General features: G+C 60.4%; 23 protein-coding genes. 16 read left to right on the forward strand and 7 right to left on the reverse strand.

Annotated elements, in window-relative coordinates:
- The first annotated feature begins 400 nt into the window (after nt 1-400).
- Nucleotides 401-1,342 carry a LysR family transcriptional regulator gene (locus CRO23_RS06110; RefSeq protein ID WP_025303805.1) on the forward strand — a complete coding sequence of 314 codons (942 nt, stop codon included), beginning with the start codon at nt 401-403 and terminating at the stop codon, nt 1,340-1,342.
- 85 nt (nt 1,343-1,427) lie between these two features.
- Here CRO23_RS06110 and CRO23_RS06115 read toward each other — a convergent pair whose 3' ends face one another.
- The gene (locus CRO23_RS06115; protein ID WP_079452157.1) at nt 1,428-2,927 is read right to left on the reverse strand and encodes a glycosyl hydrolase family 18 protein; all 1,500 of its coding nucleotides are present in this window, start codon (nt 2,925-2,927) and stop codon (nt 1,428-1,430) included.
- 292 nt (nt 2,928-3,219) lie between these two features.
- Between CRO23_RS06115 and CRO23_RS06120 the strand changes: the two genes are divergently transcribed.
- From CRO23_RS06120 to CRO23_RS06145, 7 genes are all read left to right on the forward strand, one after another.
- Complete coding sequence (locus tag CRO23_RS06120) at nt 3,220-3,546, forward strand: phage holin, lambda family (RefSeq protein WP_004936551.1); 327 nt, start codon at nt 3,220-3,222, stop codon at nt 3,544-3,546.
- The gene (locus CRO23_RS06125) at nt 3,536-3,937 is read left to right on the forward strand and encodes a M15 family metallopeptidase (protein ID WP_079452158.1); all 402 of its coding nucleotides are present in this window, start codon (nt 3,536-3,538) and stop codon (nt 3,935-3,937) included. Before CRO23_RS06120 ends, CRO23_RS06125 begins: the two co-directional genes overlap by 11 nt.
- Nucleotides 3,934-4,311 carry a DUF2570 family protein gene (locus CRO23_RS06130; protein WP_028127771.1) on the forward strand — a complete coding sequence of 126 codons (378 nt, stop codon included), beginning with the start codon at nt 3,934-3,936 and terminating at the stop codon, nt 4,309-4,311. The genes CRO23_RS06125 and CRO23_RS06130 overlap by 4 nt, the downstream gene beginning before the upstream one ends.
- Entirely contained in the window at nt 4,292-4,465 is a 174-nt protein-coding gene (gene lysC / locus CRO23_RS25390) for an Rz1-like lysis system protein LysC (protein WP_033634179.1), read from the forward strand. The genes CRO23_RS06130 and lysC overlap by 20 nt, the downstream gene beginning before the upstream one ends.
- A gap of 214 nt (nt 4,466-4,679) precedes the next feature.
- A complete protein-coding gene (gene maeB / locus CRO23_RS06135) occupies nt 4,680-6,959 on the forward strand; it encodes an NADP-dependent oxaloacetate-decarboxylating malate dehydrogenase (RefSeq protein WP_016926766.1) in 2,280 nt (759 codons plus the stop codon).
- A gap of 109 nt (nt 6,960-7,068) precedes the next feature.
- Nucleotides 7,069-7,278 carry a type II toxin-antitoxin system Phd/YefM family antitoxin gene (locus CRO23_RS06140; protein WP_004936539.1) on the forward strand — a complete coding sequence of 70 codons (210 nt, stop codon included), beginning with the start codon at nt 7,069-7,071 and terminating at the stop codon, nt 7,276-7,278.
- Complete coding sequence (locus CRO23_RS06145) at nt 7,275-7,631, forward strand: type II toxin-antitoxin system death-on-curing family toxin (RefSeq protein ID WP_079452160.1); 357 nt, start codon at nt 7,275-7,277, stop codon at nt 7,629-7,631. Before CRO23_RS06140 ends, CRO23_RS06145 begins: the two co-directional genes overlap by 4 nt.
- Nucleotides 7,632-7,640: 9 nt before the next feature.
- On the opposite strand, the gene mmuM is transcribed toward CRO23_RS06145, so the two are convergent.
- On the reverse strand, nt 7,641-8,579 hold the full coding sequence (mmuM, locus tag CRO23_RS06150) for a homocysteine S-methyltransferase (protein WP_079452161.1): 939 nt from the start codon (nt 8,577-8,579) through the stop codon (nt 7,641-7,643).
- Complete coding sequence (gene mmuP, locus CRO23_RS06155; protein WP_028127770.1) at nt 8,569-9,978, reverse strand: S-methylmethionine permease; 1,410 nt, start codon at nt 9,976-9,978, stop codon at nt 8,569-8,571. Before mmuP ends, mmuM begins: the two co-directional genes overlap by 11 nt.
- Nucleotides 9,979-10,155: 177 nt before the next feature.
- Between mmuP and CRO23_RS06160 the strand changes: the two genes are divergently transcribed.
- The 4 genes from CRO23_RS06160 to CRO23_RS06175 all read left to right on the forward strand — a co-directional run bounded on the left by CRO23_RS06160 (nt 10,156) and on the right by CRO23_RS06175 (nt 16,437).
- On the forward strand, nt 10,156-10,995 hold the full coding sequence (locus CRO23_RS06160) for a ChaN family lipoprotein (RefSeq protein ID WP_016926769.1): 840 nt from the start codon (nt 10,156-10,158) through the stop codon (nt 10,993-10,995).
- Between the two features lie 102 nt (nt 10,996-11,097).
- The gene (locus tag CRO23_RS06165; protein WP_079450340.1) at nt 11,098-11,895 is read left to right on the forward strand and encodes an energy transducer TonB family protein; all 798 of its coding nucleotides are present in this window, start codon (nt 11,098-11,100) and stop codon (nt 11,893-11,895) included.
- A gap of 54 nt (nt 11,896-11,949) precedes the next feature.
- Nucleotides 11,950-14,076 carry a S9 family peptidase gene (locus tag CRO23_RS06170; protein ID WP_097101569.1) on the forward strand — a complete coding sequence of 709 codons (2,127 nt, stop codon included), beginning with the start codon at nt 11,950-11,952 and terminating at the stop codon, nt 14,074-14,076.
- Nucleotides 14,077-14,196: 120 nt separating this feature from the next.
- Nucleotides 14,197-16,437: a TonB-dependent receptor domain-containing protein gene (locus CRO23_RS06175; protein ID WP_097101571.1), complete on the forward strand. Its 2,241-nt coding sequence runs from the start codon at nt 14,197-14,199 to the stop codon at nt 16,435-16,437.
- Between the two features lie 22 nt (nt 16,438-16,459).
- On the opposite strand, the gene CRO23_RS06180 is transcribed toward CRO23_RS06175, so the two are convergent.
- From CRO23_RS06180 to amiA, 3 genes are all read right to left on the reverse strand, one after another.
- On the reverse strand, nt 16,460-16,915 hold the full coding sequence (locus CRO23_RS06180) for a YaiI/YqxD family protein (RefSeq protein WP_028127767.1): 456 nt from the start codon (nt 16,913-16,915) through the stop codon (nt 16,460-16,462).
- Nucleotides 16,915-17,835, reverse strand: coding sequence for an oxygen-dependent coproporphyrinogen oxidase (gene hemF / locus CRO23_RS06185; protein WP_016926774.1), 921 nt, complete (start codon nt 17,833-17,835; stop codon nt 16,915-16,917). The genes CRO23_RS06180 and hemF overlap by 1 nt, the downstream gene beginning before the upstream one ends.
- 65 nt (nt 17,836-17,900) lie before the next feature.
- Nucleotides 17,901-18,782 (reverse strand): N-acetylmuramoyl-L-alanine amidase AmiA, encoded by an 882-nt coding sequence (gene amiA, locus CRO23_RS06190; protein WP_016926775.1) that lies wholly within the window; start codon nt 18,780-18,782, stop codon nt 17,901-17,903.
- A 205-nt stretch (nt 18,783-18,987) separates the two neighbouring features.
- Here amiA and CRO23_RS06195 point away from each other — a divergent pair, with 205 nt between their 5' ends.
- Complete coding sequence (locus CRO23_RS06195) at nt 18,988-19,413, forward strand: GNAT family acetyltransferase (RefSeq protein ID WP_004936504.1); 426 nt, start codon at nt 18,988-18,990, stop codon at nt 19,411-19,413.
- 41 nt (nt 19,414-19,454) lie between these two features.
- On the opposite strand, the gene CRO23_RS06200 is transcribed toward CRO23_RS06195, so the two are convergent.
- Entirely contained in the window at nt 19,455-19,853 is a 399-nt protein-coding gene (locus CRO23_RS06200) for a YgiW/YdeI family stress tolerance OB fold protein (protein WP_016926776.1), read from the reverse strand.
- Nucleotides 19,854-20,027: 174 nt separating this feature from the next.
- Here CRO23_RS06200 and CRO23_RS06205 point away from each other — a divergent pair, with 174 nt between their 5' ends.
- The 3 genes from CRO23_RS06205 to CRO23_RS06215 all read left to right on the forward strand — a co-directional run bounded on the left by CRO23_RS06205 (nt 20,028) and on the right by CRO23_RS06215 (nt 22,313).
- The gene (locus CRO23_RS06205; RefSeq protein WP_097101573.1) at nt 20,028-20,492 is read left to right on the forward strand and encodes a DUF2919 domain-containing protein; all 465 of its coding nucleotides are present in this window, start codon (nt 20,028-20,030) and stop codon (nt 20,490-20,492) included.
- A gap of 156 nt (nt 20,493-20,648) precedes the next feature.
- Entirely contained in the window at nt 20,649-21,236 is a 588-nt protein-coding gene (locus CRO23_RS06210) for an RpoE-regulated lipoprotein (protein WP_004936494.1), read from the forward strand.
- A gap of 177 nt (nt 21,237-21,413) precedes the next feature.
- Nucleotides 21,414-22,313, forward strand: coding sequence for a Dyp-type peroxidase (locus CRO23_RS06215; protein ID WP_016926778.1), 900 nt, complete (start codon nt 21,414-21,416; stop codon nt 22,311-22,313).
- Nucleotides 22,314-22,427: the final 114 nt, after the last annotated feature.

Genomic DNA, 22,427 nt, shown 5'->3' on the forward strand with positions numbered 1-22,427 from the left:
CACTCCTGACTGAAATTATGTTGTAAGTTGAGCGTATTTCACCGACAAAATGAGAGACTAATAACGCAATTGGAAATAACCCCTCTTGTCGGCTTGTTTTATTTTTACCATTCTGGTTTGGCCGTAGATTGGAATGTTTTACTGGCTATTAACGAAAAATATTATGATGACGATCTTTGATCGTTAGGCCGAATTTATTTAACTGTCACAGTGTAAAAGTAGGGCGCTATGATGAATTTTATATCAGGTCGTGATGAATAGTATTTAAGATAGCGCTCTCATTTATGAAGTATATTGCTTGTTGCTATGAGTACCCTTGTTCGATTTGATCGATTTTTGTGCGCCACCACCTTGGGAATTTAGTGTCATTTTTCTTATTTTATTTTAAAGAGGAATTTGTATGACTAGATTATCCCTGGACGCGATTAAAATAATCAGCACCATCAAGAGCACCGGATCTTTCTCTATGGCGGCGGAGGCACTGCATAAAACGCCTTCGGCGATTTCTTATCGGGTTTCCAATATTGAAAGCAAACTCTGCGTGAAACTTTTTCATCGCAATGGCCCCATGATTACCCTGACGGATGAAGGGGAGTTTCTCCTGCAGGAGGGCAGCTGGATATTAAATGCGGTGCAGGATCTGGAAAGCCGGGTGCGCAACATTCCCAAGCTGGACAATAATATCCGCTTGGCGGTAGACACCTTCTTCCCGTTGGAAACCCTGACGCAGGATATCCGCGACTATATTCAGCATTGCCCGAACGCCAGTATCTCGGTGCAGCGGGAAGCGTTGAACGGTACCTGGGATGCGCTGAAGAACAACCGGGCGGATCTGATCATCGCCATCGGCCAAATTCCCGACAGCGTGCAGGCCAAAACCCTGATGCTCGGCAAGCTCAACTTTGTGCTATGCGTGTCGCCTTCGCACCCGTTCGCGGCGCAGAGAAAACCGGTGTGCAAGAAACAGCGGTTGAACGACATCGTGGTGGTGATCGCCGACAGCAGCCACGAGCTGCCCAAGCGCAATCACGGCACGCTGCCCTTGCAGCGTCAGTTGGTGGTATGCGACGTGGAAAGCAACCTGGCGCTGCTCAAACGCGGCATCGGCCACGCTTTTCTGCCGCCTGCTTTGATCGAAAAGGAATTGGCCAGCGGCGAACTGGTGACGGTGCCGGTGGAAATGCAAAAGGGCGACGAAATGATTTGGCTGGCGTGGCACCCGGCCAGCAAGGGCGCCGGGTTTAACTGGTGGCATGAGCGGCTGACGCGCAAAAGCGATGTCTACAGCCTGATGGGCCGCGAAGTGGTACGGGATGGCGGCTATCCGTGGTGCCACAACTGATGGAATAGACACGAAGGGACGCGAAAATCAAACGGTTAACTCAATGAAAACCCCGCAGCATTCGGCTACGGGGTTTTTTTACGGCTTACGCCAGGCGGCCCACCTTCAGCCAGGCGCTGTCTGAGCCGGGCGCCGAGGTGATGTAACCCCACTTGGTCTGCCAGACGTAGCCTTGGTAGGACACCAGCGCGCCCTGGGCGTAAGTGGTGCCCGGCACATAGGCCGGCGCGGTCATGATCGGCAGGTTGCCGGGGCCGACGCCGGTGTATCGCAGGCCGGTGCCCATATCCAGCTGGCTGTCGTCGTAGTCTGCGGCGTTGAAATAGCGATCCAGCGCGGCCAGCAGATCGCCGTTGCGGTTGTCTTGCCCCAAATGCCAGAACATTACGCCGCCCAGCTGCTGCTGCTTGATGTACTTCGCTTTGTATTTGAAGCTCTCGGCATCGTCATAGGTGACAAACAGCCCGTTCTGCGCATGATACAGATACGGGGTTTTGGTCTTATCGTTCCACAACCGCTGATAGCCGTAGTTGCCCTGCAGCATCTGCTCCAGCTGGCGATAGGAGGCGATGCGCGGATCCTTGTCGCGCACGCACTCGTCGCAGCCCACCAGCCAGTAATCGGCGTTCGGATACGGATCTTCGCCCGGCGTGCTGTGGCTGCTGTACTGGCCGCCGTTGCCGCCGCTGACGCCCTTGAAGGCGCGGCCGTAGAAGGGCACGCCCATGACGATTTTGGCGCTCGGCACGCCTTCCATCATCAGGTGCTGCTGCACGGCGGCGTCGACCGTCAGGCTGAACGGGCTGGGGAAGGCGCGGGTCAGCTCTTCCCAGCTCCAGCCCAGATTGGCTTCGCGCAGCGCGTTGTAGAAGGTCGGCCCGGCCGCGTCGCCGAACAGCGCCGCCTGGTGGTTGGTGATCTTCTCCCAGGGGCCGGCCAGATCGTAGGTCATCAGGTTGATGTAATCGAGTGGCGCGACGATTTGCGCCAGCTTGCTGTAATAGCGCGACAGGAAGAAGGCGCCGCCGGCGCCGGCGATGGTCAACTGATACGGCAACGCCTGGCGGCTGTCCGCGATGGTTTGCTGGTTCAGCAAGGTGCGGATCTCCTGCAGCGCGGCGATGAAACCGTCCACTTCCGCCGCCTGCGGATACTCCCAGTCGATGTCCACGCCGTCGAAGCCGTAATCCTTCATGATGCGCACGCAGGATTGGGCGAACTTGGTGCGCGCCGCCGGGGTTTTCACCGCGTTGACGTAGTTGGCGTGCGACACGCCCAGATCGTTGGAGTAGTACCAGCCGCCGATGGAGAACATGATGCGCAGGCTGGGGTTGTGCGCTTTGAGCGCGGTTAAACGATTGACCACATCGCGCGCCTTGGCGTCGTTGGTGGCCGGATCCCAGGCGCATTCCAGGTTGCTGTTGATATCCAGGAACGAGAAGTTAATGTGCGTCAGCTGTTTGGCTTTGGCCGGCGTGATGTTGGAAACCGGGAACGGTACGACAGACGTATCGGTCTCGGTGTAATTATTGATTTGGTTGGTCGGAATAAAATAATACCCAATAACGGCTTTGCGTGTGGACATGGCATTTCTCCAGAGTGGATGTTTTTCAATGGGGGAATATTCCCCGTCGCCATTAATGTTTATTTTCATCGAGAATAAAAGTCGAAATAAATCACCATAAGAATGAATTTTTATTAACTGCCGCATGCATTGGCGTTTTATGTGTTGTGCCAACGTTCAGCGTGAATGAATTCGACCATAGGGCCTGTATTTATTCATTTGCTTTGTAATAGCATCCTTAACTAGATTCTGAGTATCCGATGTCCCGCCGGCCGTGATTGGCATTTAATTAAAAATAAAAAGGAGATGAGCTATGTCCAGCATAGAGCCTGACGCTGTTGGCTTAATAGTCCAGCGAGTATGTGAATATCTTCAGCCGGTATTGAACGCCATTCTGGCCGGCGTGATGGCGCTATTACATGGCGCTTACCGCAACGTGGGCATTCGGCGCCGTTTATTGAATGCGGCGATGTGCGCGTTATTGGCCTGGACGGTGCGCGATGCGCTGGCGCTGATGGGCCTGGAATTAAAGTGGGCGAATTTGGCCAGCGTACTGATTGGTTTTATGGGGGCGGATTACATCAACGCCTTAATTAAAAAATTCATCGGCAAAAAGACGGGGTTTAAAAATGTTAAATGACATTGAAGAGATTCGTTTTACCGCCCGCAGCGAAGAGAACCTGCGCGGCGTGCACCCGGATCTGGTGCGCGTTATTCGCCTGGCGCTGCGTTATTCGCTGGTGCCGTTTTCCGTCAGCGAGGGGCTGCGCAGCATGGCGCGCCAGCGGGAAATGGTGCGCGCCGGCAGCAGCCAAACGCTGCGCAGCCGCCACCTGACCGGGCACGCGGTGGACGTGGTGGCGATGCCGGCGGGCGTGGCCTCCTGGGAGTGGGATTACTACGCGCAGATTGCGGTGGCGGTGCGGTGCGCGGCGCGTGAATGCGGCATCAACGTCGAATGGGGCGGCGAGTGGAAAACCCTCAAGGATGGCCCGCACTTCCAACTGCCGTTCCGGGACTATCCGGCATGAGCGGCTGGCTGCAAAAACTGATGCAGGGCGGCTTGCTGCTGTTGTTGCTGGCGGCCATCTGCCTGGGCGGCTATAGCTCGCTGTTGTCGCACCAGTTGGCGTCCGCGCGGCAACAGGCGGCGGAACTGCAAAAAAGCCTGGCGCAGCAGGCGGGGCTTATCGCCACCTTGCAGACACAGGATGCGCAAAATCGCGCGCTGATGGCGGCGCAGCAGCGGCAGGAACGGCAGTTGCGCCAACAACACGAGGCTTATCAGAGGAAATACCGTGAAGCGATTAAAAACGATCCCTGCGCCGCTCAGCCTCTGCCTGGCGCTGTGCTTGAGCTCCTGCGCCCGGCCGACGCCGCAGGCCGTGCCGCTGTTGCCCCCTGAGTCGGTGTTCGCTCCCTGTGAACAACCGCAGTTAGAGGGAGAGACCTGGGGGGATGCGGTGAGCTATGTCCTGGCGTTACAAACCTCGTTACACATTTGCGCCGGCCAGGTGGAGACGCTCAACGCCTGGCGCGCCACGCTGCCGCCGCGCTGACGGCGGCGTTTCTCTGCTCGTCTCGCAGATCTTCTTTTTTTACTTTTAAAACGCTCTTTCGACCAAGGTTATGGCGCGCTTCAAAGTTTGTGATGTTTCTCTCACTATACTTCAAGGCTGTGCCCTGTCATTGTAATTGGGCGCCATGGCCCACGGCAGGGCGCAGCCTCAAAGCCTTACCTCAACATAAAAGCAAAAAACAAAGGAATCCATAATGGACGAACAGCTCAAACAGAGTGCCCTTGATTTCCATCAGTTTCCTGTCCCAGGGAAGATCCAGGTTTCCCCTACCAAACCGTTGGCGACCCAGCGCGATCTGGCGCTGGCCTATTCGCCGGGCGTCGCCGCGCCTTGCCTCGAGATCGCCGAAGATCCGCTGGCGGCCTACAAATACACCGCGCGTGGCAATCTGGTGGCGGTGATTTCCAACGGCACGGCGGTACTGGGTCTGGGCAATATCGGCGCGTTGGCCGGTAAGCCGGTGATGGAAGGCAAGGGCGTTTTGTTCAAGAAGTTTTCCGGTATCGATGTATTTGATATCGAAGTGGATGAGCATAACCCTGACAAGTTAATCGATATTATCGCCGCGCTGGAACCGACCTTCGGCGGCATCAACCTGGAAGACATCAAGGCGCCGGAGTGTTTCTACATCGAACAGAAACTGCGTGAGCGCATGAAGATCCCGGTATTCCACGACGACCAGCACGGCACGGCGATCATTACCACCGCTGCGGTGCTCAACGGCCTGCGCGTGGTGAAGAAGAATATCTCCGACGTGCGGCTGGTGGTGTCCGGCGCCGGCGCGGCCTCCATCGCCTGCCTGAACCTGCTGGTGGCGCTGGGGCTGCGTCAGCAGAACATCACCGTCTGCGATTCCAAGGGCGTCATCTATAAAGGCCGCGACGCCAATATGGAACAGACCAAAGCCGCCTACGCCATCGAGGATAACGGCCAGCGCACGCTGGGCGACGCCATCCCGAATGCCGACATCTTCCTCGGCTGCTCCGGGCCGGGCGTCCTGACGCAGGATATGGTGAAAACCATGGCGCGCGATCCGCTGATCATGGCGCTGGCCAACCCGGAACCGGAAATTCTGCCGCCGCTGGCCAAAGCGGTGCGCCCGGACGCCATCATCTGTACCGGCCGTTCCGACTACCCGAACCAGGTGAACAACGTCCTGTGCTTCCCGTTCATTTTCCGCGGCGCGCTGGACGTGGGCGCCACCACCATCAACGAAGAGATGAAGCTGGCCTGCGTGCATGCCATCGCCGATCTGGCGCTGGCGGAGCAGAGCGACGTGGTGGCTTCCGCGTATGACGATCAGGATCTCTCCTTCGGGCCGGAATACATCATTCCGAAACCGTTCGATCCGCGCCTGATCGTCAAGATCGCGCCGGCGGTGGCCAAGGCGGCGATGGATTCCGGCGTGGCGACGCGCCCGATCGAAGACTTCGACGCCTATGTGGAGAAGCTGGCGGAGTTCGTCTACAAAACCAACCTGTTCATGAAACCGATCTTCTCGCAGGCGCGCAAAGAGGTGAAGCGGGTGGTGCTGGCGGAAGGCGAGGAAGAGCGCGTGCTGCACGCCACGCAGGAGCTGGTGTCGCAGGGGCTGGCCTTCCCGATCCTGGTCGGCCGGCCGAGCGTGATCGAGATGCGCCTGAAAAAGCTGGGCCTGCAGCTGACGCCGGGCAAAGATTTCGAAGTGGTGAACAACGAGTCGGATCCGCGCTTCAACGAATACTGGGGAGAGTACTACCAGATCATGAAACGCCGCGGCGTTTCGCAAGAGCAGGCGCGCCGCGCGGTGATCGGCAATCCGACGCTGATCGCCGCCATCATGCTGCATCGCGGCGAAGCGGATGCGATGATCTGCGGCACCATCGGCAGCTACCACGAGCATTACGACGTGGTGAAGAACGTGTTCGGCTTCCGTGAAGGCGCGCACGTCGCCGGCGCGATGAACGCGCTGCTGCTGCCGAGCGGCAACACTTTCATCGCCGACACCTACGTCAACGACGATCCGACGCCGGAACAGCTGGCGGAGATCACCCTGATGGCGGCGGAAACCGTGCGCCGCTTCGGCATCGAACCGAAGGTGGCGCTGCTGTCTCATTCCAGCTTCGGCTCGTCTGACTGCCCGGCGGCGCGCAAGATGCGCAAAACGCTGGAGCTGGTGAACGAGCTGGCGCCGGAGCTGGAGATCGACGGCGAAATGCACGGCGACGCCGCGCTGGTGGAGAGCATCCGCCACGATCTGATGCCGGACAGCCCGCTGAAAGGCTCGGCCAACCTGCTGATCATGCCGAACATGGAAGCGGCGCGCATCAGCTACAACCTGCTGCGCGTCTCCTGCTCGGAAGGGGTGACCGTCGGGCCGGTGCTGATGGGGGTCGCCAAACCGGTGCACATCCTGACGCCGATCGCCTCGGTGCGCCGCATCGTCAACATGGTGGCGCTGGCGGTGGTGGAAGCCCAGACCGAACCGCTGTAAGCCCGGGTTGAGTGACTGGCCCCCTGTGCCGTTGGCGCCGGGGGCTTTTTTATTTCCAGCGGGCGTGGTACAAATAATCGTCAAATATGTACATGTACAGGTAAAGAAAATGACTACGATTAGCTATACGGCGGCGAGAAACAATTTGGCCGAGGTGCTTTTGGAAGCGCAAAAACAACCGGTGGAAGTGACGCGCCGCGGACACGATGAGGTTTACATCATCAGTAAGGCCGACTATGAGGTTTTGGTCAAAGCCAAAGTGAAAGCGCGTATTCAGGCTAAACACGCGGATACGATTAAGGCGCTGGCGAATAGATGATCTTTTTGACCGCAGAGGATATTGCGGAGTTCAATGCTGAAATTGTGCCTCACGGCCGCCAGGAAGGCAGCAAAGTTGAGGCTGTAGCCAACCGCGTGCTCAATGCTTACCACTACGAGAACGTCACAGACGTATACCGCTTGGCCGCGCTCTATCTCATCGCCATCAGCCACGGTCACATTTTTCTTGATGTCAACAAACGTACGGCCTTCCAAAGCATGGCGCTATTTCTCGGTATTAATGGCATTGCACTGCGGGAAGACGCAGAACTGGTCGAAATTACGGTTGAAGCAGCTCAAGGCCGCCTCAACGTAGAACAAGCCGCTGAACACTTACGCCGGCTAACCGAATAACCCCCCTGCTCATTTCTTGCAGCGCGCGGCGATGGCGCGAATATCCTGCGGTGTGGTGCGGCAACAGCCGCCGATCAATTGCGCGCCGAGCGCGCGCCACTCCGCCGCCTGATCGACCAGGCTGCCGTGCTCGCCGTCGCAGGCGCGCCAGGTTTTGCTGACCGCATCGTAGTGCTCCCCGGAGTTTGGGTAGACTAGCAGCGGCTTGTCGGCCAGCGCGTTCAGTTGACGCAACGCCGGGGCGACCTTGTCCAGCGCGATGCAGTTGATGCCGATCGCCAGCACCTGCGGATTGCCGCGCAGCGCGGACATGACCTCCGTCAGCGGCGTGCCGTCGCTGAGGTGTTGGCTGTCGCGCAGGGTGAAGGCGAACCAGGCGCCGAGCGTCGGGAACTCCTGCAACAGCGTCAGCAGCGCCTGCAGTTCAGCGAACGACGGCAGCGTTTCGCAGGCCAGCAGATCGACGCCGGCGGCGGCCAGCGCGGCGAGGCGAGGGCGGTGGAAGGCAATGAAGTCATCCTGCGCCAGCCGATAGTCGCCGCGGTATTCCGAGCCGTCGGCCAGATAGGCGCCGTACGGGCCCACCGAGCCGGCGATCAGCAGCGGCGCCGCTTGCGGGTGCGCGGCCAGATAATCGCGGCGCGCCCGCTGCGCCAGCTGCACGCTTTTGGCGATCAGCGCCAGCGACTGATCCTGATCCAGGCCGCGGCGCAAGAAGCCCTGCGGTGTGGCCTGATAGCTGGCGGTGATGGCGCACTGGGCGCCGGCGTTGAAATAATCGAGATGCACCTGATAGATAAGCTCGGGATTTTCAATCAGCACCTTGGCCGACCACAGCGGATCGGTCAGGTCGCAGCCGCGCGCTTCCAGTTCGGTGGCCAGCGCGCCGTCCAGGATCAGCGTCGACTGTTCGGCCAGCAGGCGGGCGACGGGGTTGTTAACCGACATGTTGTTCTCCCAAAGCATTTTTTTGCCCGGCGCGCCGGGTCAGGAAATAGGTGAGGTAGCACAGGGCGACGAACGGCAGCCCGCAGTAGAGCGCAATGCGCTGCTCCGGATCGAACGCCAGCCCGATGCAGGCCAGCAGGCACAGCGCAAAGCCGAGGATCGGCGTCAATGGATAGCCGGGCGCGCGGTATTTCAGGCCGCTTATCGGCTGGCCGCTGCGCAGGTAGGCGCGGCGGAAAGCATAGTGGGCCGCGCAGATGCTCAGCCACACCGCCACTACCGCAAAGCCGGAGATCGCCGACAGGGCGACGAACACCGTGTCCGGCGCGATCACGCTGGTCAGCAGCGCCAGCACGCCGCCGAGCATGCTGAAGGTCAGGGCGTTGATCGGAATGCCGCGCGCATTGACGCGGGCGAAGTAGGCCGGCAAGGTGCGCTGGTGGGCCAGCGACCACAGCATGCGCCCGGAGGCGTACAGGCCGGAGTTGGCCGCCGACAGGATGGCGGTCAGGATCACGAAGTTGAAGATATCGGCGGCGTAAGGCACACCGATGCGTTCAAACACCAGCACGAACGGGCTTTTGACGATCCCCGCCTGATCCATCGGGATCAACGCCGCCAGCACGAAGACCGTGCCGATAAAGAACAGCATCAGGCGGATCACCGTGGTGCGGATCGCCAGCGGTACGACTTTTTCCGGGTTCTCGGTTTCACCGGCGGCGATGCCGATCAGCTCCGTGCCGGAGAAGGCAAAGTTCACCGCCACCATGGTCATCAGGATCGGCAGCGTGCCGTGCGGCAGCCAGCCGGAAGCGGTCAGGTTATGCAGGAACGGCGCCGGCGTGCCGTCTTTCATCGGCAGCAGGCCGAACATGGCGGCACCGCCCAGTATGATGAACGCCAGAATGGTCACCACTTTGATCAGCGAAAACCAGAATTCGCTTTCGGCAAAAAAACGGGTGGTCACCACGTTAAGCAGGAAAATGGCCGCACAGAAGAGCAGGCACCACAGCCACACCGGCGACTGCGGGAACCAGTACTGCATGCAGAATCCGGCCGCGGTCAGGCTGGAGCCCAGCGCCACCGTCCAGGTCAGCCAATACAGCCAGGCTACGGCATAGCCGGTGGCCGGCCCCAAATAGCGCGAAGCGTAGACGTGAAAGGCGCCGGTTTCCGGCATCGCCACCGACAGCTCACCCAGGCACAGCATCACCAGATACACCACCAGCGCGCCGATCAGGTAGGCCAGCAGCGTGCCGAGCGCGCCGGTGGTGGAGATGATGTAGCCGGTGTTGAAAAACAGCCCGGTGCCGATCACGCCGCCCAGCGACAGCATCACCAGGTGCCGGGCCTTCATGCTGCGTTTGAACTGTCCTGCGGCGGGTGCCGATGGTTGCATAATAATCTATCCGTATAGACGTCTAAATATCTGAATGGCTATTGGTTATACCCGCAATGCTTTTTCAACGCAATGCGCAGCCGGCGATCGCCGCGTAAAAAAATCGTTAAGCCAAATCTATATGCAAATGATAATTATTATCTATAATGTCGCCATTTTCGATAATGGGGCAACATGATGAGATATCTGATTTTATTGGCGGCGTTGGCGCTTGGCGCCTGCAGCCAAACGCCGGTTAAGACACCGGCCAGCGACGTCGCGAGTTTGGGAAGCATCACCGATCTGCACAGCGGCGCGGCCCTGACGCCGGAGCAGCTGTTGACGCGATTGGCGCAGCAGCCGCGGGTGATCCTGGGGGAGAAGCATGACAATCCTTACCACCATCAGATTGAGCAATGGCTGGTGCAGCAGTTGCCGCAACGGCGGCCGCAGGGCAGCGTGCTGATGGAGATGATCAACCCGAACCAGCAGGCGCAGGTCGACAAGGTCAAACAGTGGCTGCAGAGCGATCCCACGGTGCGTGACGGCCGCGTAGCGGAACTGATCGCCTGGCAGCCGGGCTGGAAGTGGGAGCTGTATGGCGGGGTGACGATGGCGGCGATGCGCGCGCCTTACCCGCTGTGGTCGGCCAACCTGGATCGCAGCGAGATTACGGCGTTCTATCAGCAGCCGCAGTTCCCGGCGGGGCAGCTATCGGCGCAGCCGGCGGTGCGCAAGGCGCTGGAAGAGACCATCCGCACTTCGCACGGCGGCAAGATTGAGGCCGACCAGCTGCATGCGATGCTGGCGATCCAGCAGCAGCGCGATCGGCGCATGGCGGAACGTTTGCTGGCGGCGCCCACGCCCGCGCTGTTGATCGCCGGCGGCTATCACGCCGCCAAATCGGTAGGGGTGCCGCTGCACGTGCGGGATCTGCAACCGGCGGCGGTGCCGACGGTGCTGATGCTGGCGGAACCGGGCGTACAGGTCGATGCGAACACCGCAGACTACCTGTGGATCACACCATCAGTGAAATGAATACGTTAAGAGAGTGAAAAGGGGTGTTAATTATAGTTGCAAATGATTATCATTAGTAAATGTGATCTGCAATCATTCGCAATTAAGCAAGCTAATGCCCCTATGTTAAGTCAGTCTTACTCCCTCCCGGCCTTTGAACTGCCGCAGCCGCGCTGGGCGCGCGGCCTGCTGCTCGCCCTGGCGGCTCACGCGGCGTTGGTGCTGCTGTTTTACTGGCCGCAGACGGCGCGGGAGCCGGTGGTGTTGCCGCCGCCGGCGGTGATGATGAGCTGGGCGGCGCAGATTGAAGCGCCGGAAAGCAAGCCACTGCCGCTGGGCGTGCAGCAGGCGGAATCCGCCGCGGCGCAGCCCGCTGAGCAGCAGCAACAGCCGGATCTGCCCAAGCTGGCGCGCGCCGATAAAGCAAAAATCGTGACGGCGCAGAAGAAGCGCGCCGAACACCGTCCCCCGCAAAAAGCGCAGCCGAAGCCGCAGGAACAGGCCAAAGAGACGCGCAATGCCGCCGCGTCCAGCGCCGCCGCGCCGCAGGCGCAGACGCTCTCCCACCACACCGCCGCCCCGATCAACAGCGACGCCAACAGCAACGCGCAGGCCAAGCTGTCGTGGGAGAGCCTGGTGAAAGGCAAGCTGAACCGCATCAAGGATTACCCTTTGGATGCCCGCAGCCGCCGGCGCAGCGGCATGCCGCAGGTCAGTTTCAGCGTCGATGCGCAGGGGCGGGTATCGAACGTGATCCTGCTGGCGCGTTCCGGCACCGCGTCGCTGGATCGGGAAGCGGTGGCGGTGGTATCGCGCGCGCAGCCGTTGCCGCCGCCGCCGCCGGAGATGCTGCAGCAGGGGGCCGTCAGGGTGACGATGCCGATCGATTTCAATCTGGCGGAGCTGAATGCCCGCCGTTAATGCCCGCAGGCGCCGCATCGCCGTCGTGCGCCTCTTCAAACTTCGTGAGGGATTATGAATCCGCTGTTATTCACCCCGCGCCGTCGCATCGCGGCCGCGCTCTGGCTTTCTTTAGGCCTCGCCGGCGCCGCGCTGGCGCAACCGCAGCCGCCGTTGGCGGAACGCGCGCCGAAAGCGCTGACGGCGCATGGCGAGACGCGCACCGACGATTACTACTGGCTGCGCGACGACAGCCGAAAAGAACCGAAGGTGCTGGACTACCTGAAGGCGGAGAACCGCTATACCGAGCAGATGATGGCGCCGTACCAGAAGCTGCGCGCCACGCTGTATCAGGAGATGCTGGGTCGCATGAACCCTGACGATCGTTCAGTGCCGTATCAGCTCAACGGTTATCGCTATCAGGAAAGCTACGCCGCCGGTAAAGAGTTCGCGCGGTATCAGCGCCAGGCGCTCACCGCCGACGCGCCGTGGCAAACCCTGCTGGACGCCAACCAGCGCGCCGCCGGCCACGCTTACTATCGCCTGGGGGCGATGGACATTAGCCGGGACAACCGCCGTCTGGCGGTGGCCGAAGATCTGCAGGGCCGCCGCCAATACCGCATCTCCCTGCGCGAGTTAGGCAGCGAACGCTGGTCGCCGGAAACGCTGGAAAATACCTCCGGCAACATGGTGTGGGCCAACGACAACCAAACCCTGTTCTACGTGCGCAACCACCCGCAAACGCTGTTGCCATACCAGGTTTATCGCCATCAGTACGGCACGCCGCCGGCGGAAGATAAGCTGGTGTACCAGGAAAACGACCCGGCGTTCTACCTCAGCCTCGGCCGCTCGTCCTCGCGCGATTACCTGATTCTGACCATCAGCGGCAACACCACCTCCGAGGTGCGCCTGATCGACGCCAGCCAGCCGCAGCGCGAGCCGCAGCTGTTCGCCGCCCGGCAGAACGGCCGCGAGTATTATCTCGATCACTACCGCGGCGAGTTCTACCTGCGCTCTAACCATCAGGACCCGAACTTCGGCCTGTACCGCACGGCGGCGGCGGGCAAACCCTGGCAGACGCTGATTGCGCCGCAGGCGCAGCACGAGGTGGAAAGCTTCAGCCTGTTCCGCGACTGGCTGGTGGTGCAGGAACGCGCCAACGGGCTGGTGCAGCTGCGGCAAATCAGCTGGGACGGTAAAACCGAGCGCGCCATCCCGTTCGACGACGCCAGCTACATGGCCTGGCTGGGCTATAACCCGGAGCCGGACAGCGATCGGTTGCGCTACGGTTATTCGGCGATGACCACGCCGACCCGCACCTATGAGTGGGATCTGAACAAGGGCGAGCGCACCCTGCTCAAGCAACAGGAAGTGAAAGGCGTCGATCCCAGCCTGTATCACAGCGAACGCATTTGGATCGCGGCGCGCGACGGCGTGAAGGTGCCGGTCTCGCTGGTGTACCGCACATCGCTGTTCAAAAACGGGCATAACCCGCTGCTGGTGTATGGCTATGGCGCTTACGGCATGAGCATGGATCCGGCGTTCAGCGCCAACCGCATCAGCCTGTTGGATCGCGGCTTCGTCTATGCGCTGATCCACGTGCGCGGCGGCGGCGAGCTGGGGCAGCGCTGGTACAAACAGGGCAAACTGACGCACAAACCGAACAGCTTCAACGATTTCATCGACGCTACCCAAGCGCTGATCAACGACGGCTACGGCCAACCGGGGCGCATCTACGCCATGGGCGGCAGCGCCGGCGGTTTGCTGATGGGGGCGGTGATCAATCAGGCGCCGCAGCTGTACAACGCGGTGGTGGCGCAGGTGCCGTTCGTCGACGTGGTGACCACCATGCTGGACGACAGCATTCCGCTGACCACCGGGGAATACGAGGAGTGGGGCAACCCGCACCAGCCGGCCGCCTATGCGCTGATGAAGTCCTACAGCCCGTACGACAACGTGCGCAGGCAGCGTTACCCGAACCTGCTGGTCACCAGCGGTTTGTACGACTCGCAGGTGCAGTATTGGGAACCGGCCAAATGGGTGGCGAAGCTGCGGCGCTTCAAGCAGGGCGATTCGCTGCTGCTGCTTTCCACCGACATGACCGCCGGCCACGGCGGCAAATCGGGTCGCCTGGCGCGGCTGGAAAACGGCGCGCTGGAGTACGCCTTTATTCTGGCGGCGGATCGGCAGGCGCAGAAATAACCTTCAGCGCCGCGGCACGCTGCGGCGCAATAAAACAATAACAACTTTTACCGCGCTTTCGGCGGGCTTTTTGCTGGGCATTGTCGGCCATCAAACCTTATTGGCTATTTCTGGGGATATATGAAAATCAAAATGATAGCGAGCCTGATTGGCGCGGGACTGGCGCTGTACGGGCCGGCTGCGGCCGCGCAGGAACAGGCGGAAAATAATAAAGGCAGCGTGGCGTTCAGCCCGCTCAACGTCTCGGCCGCCGACGGCGGCAAGAGCAGCGAAAAAGAGGCGTTGGCCAGGCCGGGCGCGTTCAGCTCGCGCGACGAAAACAAAAATCTGGAGTCGGTGGACAGCATTCTGCGCAGCATGCCGGGCACCTATACCCAGATCGATCCCGGCCAGGGATCGGTCAGCGTCAATATTCGCGGCCTGAGCGGCTTTGGCCGGGTCAACACCATGGTCGACGGCATCACGCAAAACTACTACGGCAACTCGCCGAGCGACGCGGCGCACGGGGGATTGCCCACCAGCCAGTTCGGGGCGCTGATCGATCCTAACTTTATCGTCGGCGTCGACGTGGCGCGCGGCAACGCCACCGGTTCCGACGGGGTGAACGCCCTGGCGGGCAGCGCCAACTTCCGCACCATCGGCGTGGACGATGTGGTGTTTTCCGATAACCCGTTCGGCGTGCGCACCAAATTCTCGGTGGGCAATAACGGCATCGGCCGCAGCGGCATGATCGCCGTGGGCGCCAAAACCGCCGCTTTTGCCGACGGCGGCAGTCTGGGGGCGATGGCGGCGATCAGCGGCAGCTCCATCACCTCCAACTACAAAAACGGCGCCGGTTTCGACAGCGAGATGTTCAACGTCGATAAAACCTACCGCCAGAACCCGAAATCCCAGCTGTTCAAGGTGGACATCAAGCCGGATGCCTTCAACAGCATCGAACTGTCGGCGCGCAGCTACCAGAATAAAATCACCCGCCGGCACATCGACAGCGACGATTTCTACCTTAAATACCACTACGCGCCGTTCTCCGAACTGATCGATTTCAACCTGACCGCCAGCACCAGCCGCGGCGAGCAGAAGTTCATGTCCGACAACATGGCGGGATTCAGCGACAGCACGGCGAAAAACATCTCCGATGCGCTGGATATCAACAACACCAGCCGTTTCAGCCTGCAGGACGTCGATTTCGCGTTCAGCTACGGCGGCAAGCTGGTGCGCAACGAGTATAAGAAAAAGGCCTCCGGTTTGGTGACGGATGACAATCAGGCGGAAAGCATGCCGGTGGGAATGTCGGGCAAGCAGGATATCTCCAGCCTGTACAGCGGCCTGCAGGCCAACTACGGCATCTGGCAGGGGAATTTCGATCTGAACTACACCACCTATCGCCTCTCCGGCTATAAGCCGGCCTGTGACGAGCGCGTAGAGTGCTTCCCGCAGGGCGCCGGCAATATCAACCGTAACGAACACGGCTTCAACCCGTCGGTCATGCTGTCGGCGCAGGTGACGCCGTGGCTGCAGCCGTTCGTCAGCTACAGCAAATCGATGCGCGGGCCGAATATCCAGGAGGTGTTCTTCGCCAACAGCGGCGGCCAGTCGATGAACCCGTTCCTCAAGGGCGAAAAAGCGGAGACCTGGCAGGGCGGGTTCAACGCCAATGCCCACGATCTGTTGTTCAAGCAGGACAGCTTCCAACTGAAAGCGGTCTATTTCGAAACCAGGATCAAAAACTACATCTCCAGCCAAACCTACCTGGTGTGTAAAGACCGCCAGAAGTGCAACCGTTCGCAGGCGACGCAGGAAGAGTGGGATAACGCGGACGTCAACGTCAGCATGACCATGTACAGCAACGCCCCCGAACCGGTCAAAATGCGCGGTGTGGAGATCGAAGCGCTGTACGACGCCGGTTTCGCGTTTACCAAACTGTCGTTAAGCAAGGAGCATACTTCCCAGCCGACCAACCAGGCCAGCAACGTGTTCGGCGCGGGTGATGTCAGCGAACTGCCGGAATTCTACTTCACGCTGGACAGCGGGGTGCGCCTGCTGGACGAGACGTTGACGCTGGGCGGGGTGGTGAAATACACCGGCAAAGCGGTGCGCCTGTCGCCTGATTCCACTCTCGATGAAAACGAACAGTTGATGAAGGAGCCGGCGCCGCATATTCCGACCATTATCGATCTGTACGGCACCTATCAGGTGAATCGCAATCTGCTGCTGAAGCTCAGCGTGCAAAACCTGATGGACAAGGACTACTCGGACGCGCTGAACAAGATGAATTCGCTGCCTTCGCAGTCACAAGATTTCACGCCGACCAACACCGCCCGTGGGCGGACTTATATCTTCGGGGGGGAGTTGCGCTTCTAAACCGCAGCAGAGCAGGGCGCAGTCACTGCGCCCGTTTCGCCTGCAGCAGCCATTTGTCCAGCTCGTTGGCGAACTGCTGGCGGTCGCGCTGGTTCAGGGCGTTCGGGCCGCCGGTCTGAATGCCGCTGGCGCGCAGGGTATCCATAAAATCGCGCATGTTGAGGCGCTCGCGGATGGTGTCCGGCGTGTAGCGTTCGCCGCGCGGGTTCAGCGCCACCGCACCTTTCTCGATCACCTCCGCCGCCAGCGGGATGTCGGCGGTGATCACCAGATCGCCCGCTTCGCAGCGGCGCACGATCTCGTTATCGGCCACGTCGAAGCCGGCCGCCACCTGCAGCGAACGGATGTGCTTCGACGGCGGCGTGCGCAATGGCTGGTTCGCCACCAGCGTGACGGTGATGGCGGTGCGATCGGCGGCGCGGAACAGCACCTCTTTGATCACGTTCGGACAGGCGTCCGCATCGACCCAAATCTGCATCATTTCGACTCCTGCAGCCAGTCGCGCACCGGCAGGAAATCGCGCGCCAGCGCCGCTTCCGGGCTGTCGGCCTCCGGCTGGTAGTTATATTCCCAACGCACCAGCGGCGGCATCGACATCAGGATGGACTCGGTGCGCCCGCCGGTTTGCAGCCCGAACAGCGTGCCGCGATCCCACACCAGGTTGAACTCCACATAGCGGCCGCGGCGATACAGCTGGAACTGGCGCTCGCGCTCGCCCCAGGTCAAGGCCTTGCGTTTTTCGACGATCGGCAGATAAGCGTCGAGGAAGCCCTGGCCCACCGCGCGGGTGAAGGCGAAACAATGGTCGAAATCCGGGGTGTTCAGATCGTCGTAGAACAGGCCGCCGATGCCGCGCGCTTCGTTGCGATGCTTGATGAAGAAGTAATCGTCACACCACTGTTTATATTTGGGGTAGACCTCGTCGCCGAACGGCGCGCACAGCTCGGCCGCGGTGCGGTGCCAGTGCACGGCATCCTCTGCGAAACCGTAGAACGGCGTCAGGTCAAAACCGCCGCCGAACCACCACACCGGGGCTTCGCCCGGTTTTTCGGCGATGAAGAAGCGCACGTTGGCGTGGCTGGTGGGCACGTAGGGGCTGAGCGGGTGGATAACCAATGAGACGCCCATCGCCTGGAAGCTGCGTCCGGCCAGTTCCGGACGGTGCGCGGTCGCCGAGGCCGGCAGGGTGGCGCCGGAGACGTGCGAGAAGTTGACTCCTGCCTGTTCGAACACCGCGCCGTTGGTCAGCACGCGGCTGCGGCCACCGCCGCCTTCTTCACGCGTCCATTGGTCTTCGGTGAACACGGCGCCGCCGTCGGCCTGGGCGAGCTGCGCGCAGATGTGATCCTGCAGCGCCAGCAGGAAGGATTTTACTTCAGCGATGTTAGGTAAACTCATGCGGGGTCTTTATAGCGTCTGGCTGAACAAGGCGCTGAGTATACTCTTATTCGCCGCCCGCGGCATCAGCGGGGTTTGCGTTGGTGTGCGTCGAAATAGTCGAAGAAGTTGACGATGCCGTCCGCGATGGCGCGGGCGATTTTCTCGCGAAACGCGGTGGTGCCCAGCAGCCGTTCTTCGTTCGGGTTGGTGATGAACGAGGTTTCCACCAACACCGAGGGGATGGACGGGGATTTCAGCACCGCGAACGCCGCCTGTTCGGTGCTGTCGCTGTGCAGATGGTGCACCGGGCGAATTTGACCGAGCACGTGGCGGCCGAGCGTCAGGCTGTTGTTGATGGTGTCGGTTTGCACCAGATCGAACAGCACCTGCTGCAGGTAGTTGTCCTGATCCTTGTACTTGCCGCCCGCCACGTCGTCGGCGGCGTTTTCACGGTTGGACAGGTAGCGCGCCATGGCGCTGCTGGCGCCGCGGTTGGAGAGGGCGAACACCGAAGCGCCGGAGGCCGACGGGCTGGTAAAGCCGTCGGCGTGAATCGAAATGAACAGGTCGGCCTGGTGCTGGTGGGCGATCTCGACCCGCTGGAACAGCGGAATGAACTCATCTTCTTCGCGCGTCAGGCGCGCCTCGACGTGATCGTGCTCATGCAGGAAACGGCGCACGTGGTTGGCGATTTCCAGCACGATGTGTTTTTCCTGCGAGCCTTCGTGGCCGACCGCGCCGGAGTCGATGCCGCCGTGGCCGGGATCGATCATCACCCGCTTTTTGCCGCCGGCCGGTTTCGCCGCTGGTTTGCTGTGCTGATTGCGCAGCAGGCCTTCCGCCTTGGCGCTGTGGCTTTTCACGCCGAACAGCGCCACCGCCAGGCCGGAAAGCAACAGTTGGCGTCGCGTCGGGGAAACGGCAAGCGGCTTAAAATTGAGGAATTGTTTACCCTGCTTTTTCATTACGCAACGCTCCGTCGACGTTTCTATTTTGCGACGTTATATCGTATTGATAATCATTAATCGACCCGATAACTATTTCCATTTATTACGCCTGTTACCGGCGATTTCCGGGCAAAATAGCGCGCTAAATCGCAGTTTGATATTGCGTAAGTGAATAATCACGCGATAATCAGATAAACACCTTAATTAACAGCGGCCAACATCGATGGAAATTCGCGTATTTCGACAAGACGACTTTGAAGAAGTCATTACCCTGTGGGAGCGCTGCGATCTGCTGCGGCCCTGGAACGATCCGGAAATGGACATCGAGCGCAAGCTGAACCACGATCCGGAGCTGTTCCTGGTGGCGGAAGTCGGCGGCGAAGTGGTCGGTTCGGTGATGGGCGGCTATGACGGCCACCGCGGCTCGGCGTATTACCTCGGGGTGCATCCCGACTATCGCGGGCGCGGCATCGCCAATGCGTTGATCAACCGTCTGGAGAAGAAGCTGATCGCCCGCGGCTGCCCGAAGATCCAAATTATGGTGCGCGAAGACAACGACACGGTGGTTGAGATGTACGAGAAGCTCGGCTACGAAATCCAGGGCATCACCAGCCTGGGCAAGCGGCTGATCGAAGATCAGGAATATTGATCGAGCGGCGGACGGCGGTATAGCCCGCCCGCCGCATCGCATTACGGCAGCTTTTTGACGGTTTTCACGTCCACTTCCACGCTGCTCCAGTCTTTATCCACTTTCCCTTCCAACTGCACCTTGTCTTTCGGCGTGACGGTTTGGCCGTTCCAGCGCTTGCGATCGATCTCGACCGTCAGGGTGCCGGTGGCGTCGCGGAAGGTGTAGGTATCGTCGCCGATGCGCTGCTCGATGTTGCCCTGAAGCATCACCCAGGTGTCGTCGCTCAGCGATTTCACCTTGTCCACGGTGGTCAGCGCCGCGCTGGGGCCGGAGAAACCACCTTGTGCGGTGGTTTGCGTTTGAGCCTGCGGCGCGGCCGGATCGAGGAACCCGCCTTGTTGCGCCAGTACCGGTGCGCTGCACAGCGCGATCAGAGCGGCCAGAGTCAGTTTTTTCATGTTGCGCTTCCTTATCGTTATTGAAAATCACATCCCGCTGATATCGGGGGCTTGCTTAGTGATAGGGATTAAAACACGCCGATCTTAAGAGCTTCTTAAGCCGACGCATTGAAATTCCCATCGCCGGTGCCCATCTGTAGCCATAGTCTTTATTCTGTTGGCAAGGAACGATCGTTGAAGCCATTCTCACCCCGGTTTTCCCCGGATGATTACGACCAGCACGGCGCGCTGCGGCTGCCGCTGGGATTTTGGGCCGTGCTGATTTTGCAGGCGCGCACTTGGCTATTGTTCGTGATGGCCGGCGTTTCGCGTGAGCAGGGCGAAAGCTTGCTGGCGCTGTTTTATCCGGATACCCAACGCTTTTGGTACGGCATGCTGCTCGGTCTGCCGGCGGCGCTGGCGTTTTTGCTGAGCGGCCGTCGCCACCAATGGCCGCGGCTGTGGCGCGGTTGGCGCTGGGGGCTGGCTGTCTCGCTGCTGGCGTCGCTCGGCGGCTCGCTGTTCAGCCTGTGGCGCCAGGACGGCGATGCGCCGGGGCTGGAGCTGGCGTTGGCGTTACTCGACGCGCTGGCGCTGAGCTATCTGTTGCTGAATGCGCGTCTGAAAGCCTGTTTCGCGCCGGCGGAGCACGCCGACTAATTGCCGAGAAGTGCGGCACTTTTCGCATTTTCCGCACTCCAAGCTGGCAACCGTTGGCGTAGTGCGGGCCGTTGTGAGAGGCTGGCATGCAGCAAAACGCCGAGTGCGGCAGGGGCGGGTTACCGCCCCGTGCCATTGATGTTTAAGGAGCTAGAGATGAATATTCGCCCCCTGTTGTTAGGGCTTCCGTTGTTACTGACCGGCTGTTCGAGCATGTCCAATTTCTCTTGGTCCAGCCTGTCGCCGTTCAACTGGTTCGGCAGCAGCCTGGAGGTCGGCGCCAAGGGCGTCGGCAAGCTCAACGCCGGCACGCCGATGTCGGAAAGCGCCATCAATGACGGGCTGGACGGCAACTACCGCCTGCGCGGCGGCATGGCGACCAACAACGGCCAGATCGTCTCTTATTACCAGGCGCTGTCCGGCGACGAAGTGAAACTGGTGATCACCGGCGAGCCGAAAGGGCGCCTGCAGCGCGTGGACGTGCTGGATCCGAAAGTGGCGACGGAGTGGGGCAACAAGCTCGGCACGCCGTTCGGCGATATGTACAGCAAGGCGTTCGGCTCTTGTAAGCCGGGCAGCGGCGAAGACGCTGGTAAAGTGGAGTGCGTGGCGGAGCAGAGCAAGTACGTCACCTACATCTTCAGCGGCAAGTGGGCCGGGGCGCAGGATATCATTCCACCGGACGACACCCTGAAAAGCTGGACGGTCAGCAAAATCATCTGGCACGCCAAGCCGCAGCAGTAACGCGTTCAACGGGCGCCGGTTCGCGGCGCCTGCCTTTTCAAGCCATTACCCCTATTTTCTTTGCGCTGCTGCAAGGCAATCGCCCGCGCTTGCGGTATGATAGCGCGCGTTTGTAACAGGGAACCCGCGCGTCAACCGCCATACCTGTTGCCTGGTTTTGGTATTGAGGATAACAACATGACACAGGTTCAGAGCGGCATTCTGCTGGAGCACTGCCGTTTCGCCATTTTTATGGAAGCCAGCGTACAGGGCGAATTCGCCGACTTGCGCCAGGGCTGCAAGCAGTTTTGTCAGACCCTGAGCGAGCTGCAGCAGCAGTTCCCCGATGCGCGCCTCGGCGCGGTGATCGCTTTCGGTTACGACGTCTGGCACGATCTCTCCAGCGGCCAGGGCGCGAAAGAGTTGAAGCCGTTCACGCCGCTCGGCAAAGGGCTGGCGCCGGCCACCCAGCGCGATATGCTGATCCACATCCAGTCGCTGCGTCACGACGTCAACTTCACGCTGGCGCAGGCGGCGCTGGCGGCGTTCGGCAACGTCATCAAGATTGAAGAAGAAACCCACGGTTTCCGCTGGGTGGAAGAGCGCGATCTGAGCGGCTTCGTCGACGGCACCGAAAATCCGCAGGGCGATCAGCGCCCGGCAGTGGCGACGATCGCCGAAGGCGAAGAGGACGCAGGCGGCAGCTACGTGCTGGTGCAACGCTACGAGCATAACTTGCGCCAGTGGCAGCGCTTTACCACCGAACAGCAGGAGCAGATCATCGGCCGCACCAAGCACGATAGCGAAGAGCTGCCGGCCGATCAGCGCCCGGATACCTCGCACGTCAGCCGCGTCGATTTGAAAGAGAACGGCAAGGGCCTGAAAATTCTGCGTCAGAGCCTGCCTTACGGCACCGCCAGCGGCAAGCACGGCCTGTTCTTCATCGCCTATTGCGCGCGCTTGCACAATATCGAGCAGCAACTGCTGAGCATGTTCGGCGATCTGGACGGCAAACGTGACGCGATGTTGCGCTTCAGCCGTGCAGTGACCGGCAGCTACTACTTTGCGCCATCGCTGACGCGCCTGCTGTCACTTTGACGCCGTCGCCGAAGCCGGCGCGTCCGGCTTCGGTCCGTTTTCCCGTCCCGAAAACGCCTCGCATTCCCTGCCTTATAGCGTTTGATGCTTGTAAATCACTAAACGGTATATAAA

The organism is Serratia sp. JKS296, assembly GCF_900215445.1.
GTDB classification, from domain to species: domain Bacteria; phylum Pseudomonadota; class Gammaproteobacteria; order Enterobacterales; family Enterobacteriaceae; genus Serratia; species Serratia marcescens.